7 protein-coding genes are annotated in these 7,530 nt (G+C 71.3%); 2 read left to right on the forward strand and 5 right to left on the reverse strand.

Going from position 1 to position 7,530, the window contains the following annotated elements:
• Positions 1 to 132: 132 nt before the first annotated feature.
• The 4 genes from PHC73_RS09415 to PHC73_RS09430 all read right to left on the reverse strand — a co-directional run bounded on the left by PHC73_RS09415 (position 133) and on the right by PHC73_RS09430 (position 4,190).
• Positions 133 to 459 (reverse strand): hypothetical protein, encoded by a 327-nt coding sequence (locus PHC73_RS09415; RefSeq protein WP_300127077.1) that lies wholly within the window; start codon positions 457 to 459, stop codon positions 133 to 135.
• 99 nt (positions 460 to 558) lie between these two features.
• Entirely contained in the window at positions 559 to 2,949 is a 2,391-nt protein-coding gene (gene lon / locus PHC73_RS09420) for an endopeptidase La (protein WP_300127080.1), read from the reverse strand.
• Positions 2,946 to 3,374 carry an Hsp20/alpha crystallin family protein gene (locus PHC73_RS09425; protein ID WP_300127083.1) on the reverse strand — a complete coding sequence of 143 codons (429 nt, stop codon included), beginning with the start codon at positions 3,372 to 3,374 and terminating at the stop codon, positions 2,946 to 2,948. The genes lon and PHC73_RS09425 overlap by 4 nt, the downstream gene beginning before the upstream one ends.
• Before the next feature lie 21 nt (positions 3,375 to 3,395).
• Complete coding sequence (locus PHC73_RS09430; protein WP_300127086.1) at positions 3,396 to 4,190, reverse strand: endonuclease/exonuclease/phosphatase family protein; 795 nt, start codon at positions 4,188 to 4,190, stop codon at positions 3,396 to 3,398.
• A gap of 190 nt (positions 4,191 to 4,380) precedes the next feature.
• On the opposite strand from PHC73_RS09430, the gene cysZ reads away from it, so the two are divergent.
• Positions 4,381 to 5,094, forward strand: a complete 714-nt coding sequence (cysZ, locus tag PHC73_RS09435) for a sulfate transporter CysZ (protein WP_300127089.1) — start codon at positions 4,381 to 4,383, stop codon at positions 5,092 to 5,094.
• A 38-nt stretch (positions 5,095 to 5,132) separates the two neighbouring features.
• Here cysZ and ald read toward each other — a convergent pair whose 3' ends face one another.
• A complete protein-coding gene (gene ald, locus PHC73_RS09440; RefSeq protein ID WP_300127092.1) occupies positions 5,133 to 6,245 on the reverse strand; it encodes an alanine dehydrogenase in 1,113 nt (370 codons plus the stop codon).
• A 106-nt stretch (positions 6,246 to 6,351) separates the two neighbouring features.
• On the opposite strand from ald, the gene rmuC reads away from it, so the two are divergent.
• A partial coding sequence (gene rmuC, locus PHC73_RS09445) for a DNA recombination protein RmuC (protein ID WP_300127095.1) occupies positions 6,352 to 7,530 on the forward strand: 1,179 nt, incomplete at its 3' end.

A 7,530-nucleotide genomic window follows, 5' to 3' on the forward strand; every position in this document is an offset into this window, starting at 1 on the left:
CCTCTCAGGCGATGAGGCAGACGGAAAACGGTGCGGCGGGCAGCGCCCGCCCGATGCGCGAGACACCCGAGCGGGTGCCTGCGGTTGGCGTGCCCCGCCCGGGCAGTGCATCGCCCGGGCGGGGCCAATCACTCATTCGGCCGGGTTCTTCCAACCCTTGCCCTGCGAATCCAGCGAGCCCTCGTTGCGGTGTTCGAGGCCGTGGTTGGGCGCATGTTCCGTTTTGTGTTCCGTCTGCTGCTCGCGGGCACGGGAGCGGTCGCGCGCCTGTTCGGATTCGCGTTCCTCGGCGCGATCCAGGCCGCGGTCGGCGTCTGGCAGGGATTGGCGGTTGCTGCTGGCCGGCGGCGAGCCCGCCGCGTGCGCGCCATGTTTGCTGCCGCCTTGACCGGCCGCCATCGCCGCGCCACTGGCCGCCAGCAGGGCGGCCAGGCAAATGCTTTTCCAGGGTTTGTTCATGGTTGGGTCCTGTGTGAAGGCCGGGCGGCACACCGCCGCCCGGCGCCGGATTGGATGGCCTGAACGCCCGCGGGTTGCCGGGAGCGTTCGGGCACAGTATCAGCCGCCATCCGCCAGCAGCGCGTCGGCGTCGTCCTGCGGGCACTCGAACACCGCCTGCAGCGCCTGGTCGACGTCGTCCAGCCAGATGAATTCGAGCTGCTCGCGGGCGCTTTGCGGGATGTCGTCGTAGTCCTTCCGGTTGCGCGCCGGCAGCATCACGCGGCGGATGCCGGCGCGGTGCGCGGCGACCACTTTTTCCTTGATGCCGCCCACCGGCAGCACCAGCCCGCGCAGGCTGATCTCGCCGGTCATGGCGGTGTCGGCGCGCACGCAGCGGCCGGTGTGCAGCGAGGCGAGCGCCACGAACATGGCGACGCCCGCCGACGGGCCATCCTTGGGAATGGCGCCGGCCGGCACGTGCACGTGGATGTCGTGCTTGTCGAAGGAGGCCGGGTCGATGCCCAGGCGCTCGGCGCGGCTTTTCAGCAGCGACAGCGCCGCCTGCACGCTTTCTTTCATCACATCGCCGAGCTGACCGGTCAGGATCAGCTTGCCGTTGCCGGGCGTGCGGCTGGCCTCGATGAACAGGATGTCGCCGCCGACCGGCGTCCAGGCCAGCCCGGTCGCCACGCCGGGCATGGCGGTGCGCATGGCCAGCTCGGACTCGAACTTGCGCGGGCCGAGGATGGCCGGGATGTCGGCGGCGTCGATGCGGTGCGGCCCGGCTTCGCCCTCGGCCACGCGCACCGCCACGTGCCGCAGCACGGCGCCGATCTCGCGCTCCAAGTTGCGGCAGCCGGCCTCGCGGGTGTAGCCGTCGATCAGCTCGCGCAGCGCCGCGTCGGTGATCTCGACCTGCTCCGGCGCAAGGCCGCAGGCCTTCAGTTGCCGGTCGATCAGGTAGCGGCGGGCGATTTCGAGCTTGTCCTCCTGCGTGTAGCCGGGCAGCTCGATCACCTCCATGCGGTCGCGCAGCGGCCCCGGGATGCTGTCGAGCACGTTGGCGGTGGCGATGAACATGACCTGCGACAGATCGAACGGCACCGCCAGGTAGTTGTCGCGGAAGGTGTGGTTCTGCTCGGGGTCGAGCACTTCCAGCAGCGCCGCCGACGGGTCGCCGTGAAAGCCTTGGCCGAGCTTGTCCATCTCGTCCAGCATCAGCACCGGGTTGCGCGTGCCGGCCTTGCGGATGGCCTGGATGATGTTGCCCGGCAGCGCGCCGATGTAGGTGCGCCGGTGGCCGCGGATTTCGGCCTCGTCGTGCACGCCGCCCAGCGACACGCGCACGAACTGCCGGCCCATGGCGCGGGCGATGCTCTGCCCGAGCGAGGTCTTGCCGACGCCGGGCGGGCCGACGAAGCACAGGATGGGGCTCTTGCCGGCCGGCGCGAGCTTGCGCACCGCCAGGTGTTCCAGGATGCGCCGCTTGATTTTTTCCAGATCCCAGTGGTCCTGGTCCAGCACCTTCCGCGCGGCGGCGATGTCCAGCGTGTCGGTGCTGAGCCTGTTCCACGGCAGCTCGGTCAGCCAGTCGAGGTAGGTGCGCAGCATCGGGTACTCGCCGGAGGCTTCCGACATGCGCTCTAGGCGCTTGAGCTCCTTGCGGGCGTGCTCCTCGACCTCCGGCGGCATGCCGGCCTTGGCGATCGCCGTGGCGATTTCTTCGATCTCGGCGGCCTGCTCGCCGTCTTCGCCGAGCTCTTTCTGGATGGTCTTCAGCTGCTCGCGCAGCACGAACTCGCGCTGGCGTTCGTCGATCTTCTCGCGCGTCTGCTGCGAGATGTCGCGCTGGATTTTGAGCACCTCGATGCGCCGCGCCAGCAGCTCGGACACCCGCGTCAGGCGCTGCGACAGGTCGGTGAGCTCGAGGACTTCCTGCTTTTCCTCGGGCTTGAGGTCCATGTAGCTGACGATCAGGTCGGCCAGCGCCGAGCCGCTGGGCGTCGACTGGATGGCGTGCACCAGCTCGGCCGGCGTCTGCGGCAGCAGTTCGAGCGCCTGCAGCGCCTGCTGGCGCAGCGCAAGGGTGCGCGCCTCGATCTCGACGCCGGTTTCGGGCGCCGCCGGCAGGCGCTCGACACGCGCCAGCAGGTACGGATGGCCGGGGATGAAGTCGATCACCCGGAAGCGTTCCTCGCCCTGGCAGACCAGGTGGTGGGCGCCGTCCTGGGCCGACACGAAACGCAGCACGCTGGCCACCGTGCCGACCCGGTACAGGTCGTCCGGGCCGGGCTCGTCGACGCTGGCGTCCTTCTGCAGCAGCAGGCCCAGCGGGCGGTCGCTGCGCACGGCTTCCTGGGCCGCCTCGACAGAGCCTTTGCGGCCGACCGTCAGCGGCATCACCATGCCGGGAAACAGCACCAGGTTGCGCACCGGCAGGATCAGCAGCACGTCGTCGCCGACCGTGGAGGTGGCCGGCGTGGGCAGTTCGGGGGAGGTGGCGTTCATGGTTGTTCTCCGGGCAGGGAATCGATGCGATGCAGCACCAGCAGCAGGCAGCCGTGGGCGAGTTCGAGGTGGGCGATCTGGTAGACACCCGCCGGCAGGCGCAGGCGGCGCTCGAAGCGGCCGCGCGGGATTTCGAGCCGTTGCACGTGATGGCCGCGCAGGGCTTCGGGCGGGCGCCGTTCGCCGGCGATCACCAGCGTGGCGCCGTCGATGCCGACCTCGAGCCGCTCGCTGGTCACCCCGGGCAGGGCGGCCATGATCACCAGCTCGTTGCCGGTGCTGTAAATGTCGACCGGTGGTTGCCAGGCCCGGGTCGGGCCGCGCCGGCCGGGCGGGTCGAAGAACTGCCGCTGCAGGCGCTCGGCCTGGTCCAGCAGCGCGCAGGCCTCGGCCCACATCCAGCGTTCCAGATCGCGCGATGGCATGAAGGTCCTCCGTACAGGGGTTCAGGCGTGGGCCGGCGGCGCGGTGCGCAGGCTGCCGGCCAGCGCCGGCGGCAGTTCGAGCTCTACCGCCACCGGCAAATGGTCCGACAGCGGATGCTCGAGCACGCCGGCCCGGCGCACCGTCAGCGCCGGCGTCACCAGCACGTGGTCGAGGTTACGCCGCGGCCGCCACGACGGGTAGCTGTGGCCCTCCACGTCGGCCACGCGCAGCCCGGCGTGGCTCAGGCCCGCATGGGACTGCAGCTGCCAGGCCGGGCAGTTGAGATCACCGAGCAGGATGAGGTCCCGGCAGCGCAGCGCCAGGCGCGCCAAGTAACGCAGTTGGCGCTCGCGCGAGCGCCGACCGAGCGACAAATGCACCGCCAGCACATGCAGCGGCCGCTCGCGGCTGCCGAAGCTCATCAGCAGCGCGCCGCGGCCGGGCAGGAAGCCGGGCAGGCGGCACTCGCGGATGCCGGTCGGCGGCAGGCGGCTGAGGATGGCGATGCCGTGACGCGCCAGCGGGCCGTAGTTGCGGTTGACCTGCAAATGCCAGTTCGGAAAGCCGGCCCGGTCGGCCAGGTACTGCGCCTGGTTCAGGAACGCGCCGCGGTACGAGCCGGCGTCGATCTCCTGCAGCGCCACGATGTCGTAGCCGCGCAGCACTGCGGCGATGCGGTCGAGGTTGCCCTGTCGGCCGCCGAACGGCAGCACGTGCCGCCAGCCGCGCGTCAGGTACTGGCGGTAGCGGCCGGTGTCGATGCCGACCTGGATGTTGTAGGTCAGCACACGCAGGCGATGATCGGCTTGGTGCATGGGGATTCCGGGGGCGCCAACGGGGCGCCGTGGGGTGCAAGATGGGGTCGACGGCGGCCGGCGCAAGGGCGGCGCCGCGGGTTTCCTGCCGGCGCGCCGGCGCGTTCATCGACAGCTCGTTGCAAACGGTTTTCGGCGGCCGGTCAAGCACACATTGTCGGGGGGGTTCCCAATGCCAGTGAGGTCGGCCATGTCGCCGCTATCCGGTGCCGCTTGTCTGTGGCGGGGCTTTACGAGTCTGTTCGACCGCCGCTGGCGCAGTTTGGTGCTGGCGCCGCTCGCCATCAACGCGGTGCTGTTCGCCGCCGGCGGGGTGTGGGCGGCGCGCCGCACCGCCGACGCCGTAAGCGCGTGGCAGGCGGCCCTGCCGGACTGGCTGGGCTGGCTCACGTATCTGGCCTGGCCGCTGTTCGCTGTGGCGCTGGTGCTGGTGTGCGTGTACGGCTTCACGGCGGTCGCCAACCTGATCGGGGCGCCGTTCAACACGGCGCTGGCGGCGCGCGTGCTGGGCGAGCCGCCAGCCGGTGGCCGCGGGGCGGTGGCCGAAGCGCTGGCCTCGATCGGCAACGAGCTGCGCAAGCTGGGTTATTTCCTGCTGCGGGCGGTGCCGCTGGGCGTGCTGCTGTGGGTGCCGGGCGTGAATCTGGTCGCCGGGCCGCTGTGGCTGCTGCTGGGCGCCTGGCTGCTGGCGCTCGAATACCTCGACTACCCGCTGGCCCATCGCGGGCTCGATTTCCCCGCCGTGCGCCGGGCCGCCGCTGCCCGACGCGGGCCGGCGCTCGGTTTCGGCGCCGCCGCGCTTTTGGCTGGCATGCTGCCGGGGCTGAATCTGCTGCTGATGCCGGCGGCGGTGATCGGCGCCTGCGTGCTGGTGCGCGAGCAGGCGGTCGGCGCCGGGCGATGAAGGCCGATCCGACTACAGGCCCGGACGGGCGGTGACGTTCAGCCCTCGATCAGCGCCTGCAGCGGCCGGTAGCGTGCCTGCAGGCCCAGTGCCTCGGCGACGGCCGGGCAGGTGAGGACGCCGTCGCAGGTGTTGACGCCGGCCGCAAGCGCCGGGTTCTCGAACAGCGCCCGCCGCCCGCCGGCGGCGAGCTGTTTGAGGTAAGGCAGCGTGGCCTGCGTCAGCGCCAGCGTGGCGGTGCGCGGATAGGCGCCCGGCATGTTGGTGACGCAGTAGTGGATGACGCCGTCCACGCGGTAGACCGGGTCCGAGTGCGAGGTCGGGCGGGCGGTTTCGATGCAGCCGCCCTGGTCGATGCTGACGTCCACGATGACCGCGCCGGGGCGCATTTGCCGCACCATGGCGCCGCTCACCAGGTGCGGGGCGCGGGCGCCCGGCAGCAGCACGGCGCCGATCAGCAGGTCCGCCTGCGGCAGTTCGGCGGCGATGGCGTCCGGCGTGGACAGGCGCCAGTCGGCCTGCGGGACCAGCTCCCGCAGCGCCCGTCCGCGCGCCGCGTCGATGCCGTACACGATCACCGTGGCGCCGAGCGCGGCGGCGCTGGCGGCGGCGTGCGAGCCGACCACGCCGTCGCCGAGCACCAGCACACGGCCGTGGCCCTCGCCCAGCACGCGGCCGAGCTGCACGCCGATGCCGCCGTGCGGTTTGGCCAGGTACCAGGCGCCGACCGTCACTGCCATGTTGCCGGCGATGGCGCTCATTGGCGCCAGCAGCGGCAGGTGGCCGCTGGCGTCGCGCACCGTCTCGTAGCCGATGGCGGTGGTGCGGCTGGCGAGCAGCGCCTCGGTCAGCGAGCGGTCGACGCCGGCCAGGTGCAGGTAGGTGAACAGCATCTGGCCACGCAGGTAGGCGTACTCGGCCGGCAGCGGTTCCTTGACCTTGACCACCAGCTCGCAGCCCCAGGCGCCGGCGGCGTCGGTGAGCGTGGCACCGGCGGCGGCGTATTCCTCGTCGCTGAAGCCGGAGCCGCTGCCGGCGCCGCGCTGCACGCACACGCGGTGGCCGTCCGCCACCAGCGCGGCGGCGCCGGCCGGCGTCAGCGCCACGCGGTTTTCGTTGTCCTTGATCTCGGTGGGGATGCCGATGTCCATGGGGTTTCCCGTGGGGCCGGGGACGCGGCCGCGCCTGCACGCACGGGCAGGCCGGCCGATGGGGTATCTTGCAAAGCTTGTACCAGACTGGCGGATTTTTCAGCCCATGACCGTTTCCGTCCTGGCCGCCGCGGCCGGCCTGCTGGCGTTGGTGCTGGCGATTTTCCTCACTCAGGCGCGCAGTCGCCTGGCCGGCGCCGAGCGGCAGCTGGCGCAGCAGGCCGCAGAGCTGGCGGCGCTGCGCGGCGAGGTCCAGTTGCTCGCCGAGACGCGCGCGCGCTTGGAGGCCGAGTGCACGCGCCTGCCGGCGCTCGAGGCCGCGCTCGCCGAGCGCGAGGCGGCGCTGCGCGCGCGCGCCGACGAGGTGCAGACACTGGCCGTGCGCCTTGAGCGCGCCAGCACGGAGCTTGCCGAAGAGCGCCGGCGCAGCGAGGAGAAGTTGGCGCTGCTCGAGGACGCCCGCGCGCGGCTCGCCGAGCAGTTCAAGACGCTGGCGCAGGACATCCTCGAGGACAAGTCCAAGCGCTTCACCGAACAGAACAAGACCAATCTCGAGGCGCTGCTGGGTCCGCTGCGCGAGCAGATCGGCGGCTTCCAGAAGCGCGTGGAGGACGTTTACGACAAGGAATCGCGCGACCGGGTGTCGCTTTTGAAGGAAATCCACACGCTGCGCGATCTGAACCGGCGCATCGCCGAGGACGCCGTGAACCTCACCCGGGCGCTCAAGGGCAGCACCCGCACGCAGGGCGCCTGGGGCGAGTTGGTGCTGGAACGGGTACTGGAGCAGTCCGGTCTCACCAAGGGCCGCGAGTACGAGCTGCAGGTCAGCATCAGCGGCGAGGACGGCCGCCTGCGCCCGGACGCCATCGTGCACCTGCCGGACGGCAAGGACGTGGTGATCGACGCCAAGGTGTCGCTCATCGCCTACGAGCGCTATGTGAGCGCCGAGGACGACGCGTCCCGCGCGCAGGCGCTGCGCGAGCACGTGGCCTCGCTGCGCACGCACATCCGCGGGCTTGGCGACAAGGCCTACCACCAGCTACCGGGCGTGCGCTCGCTGGATTTCGTGCTGCTGTTCGTGCCGGTCGAGCCGGCCTACATGGAGGCGCTGCGCGCCGAGCCGGCGCTGTTCACCGAGGCGCTCGAGCGCAACATCGGCCTCGTCAATCCGACCACGCTGCTGACCACGCTGCGCATGATCCAGAACGTGTGGCGCTTCGAGCACCAGAGCCGCAACGCGCAGGAAATCGCCCGCCGCGCCGGCGATCTGTACGACAAGTTCGTC

Origin of the sequence: Immundisolibacter sp., from assembly GCF_028696615.1 — a bacterium.
GTDB lineage: Bacteria > Pseudomonadota > Gammaproteobacteria > Immundisolibacterales > Immundisolibacteraceae > Immundisolibacter.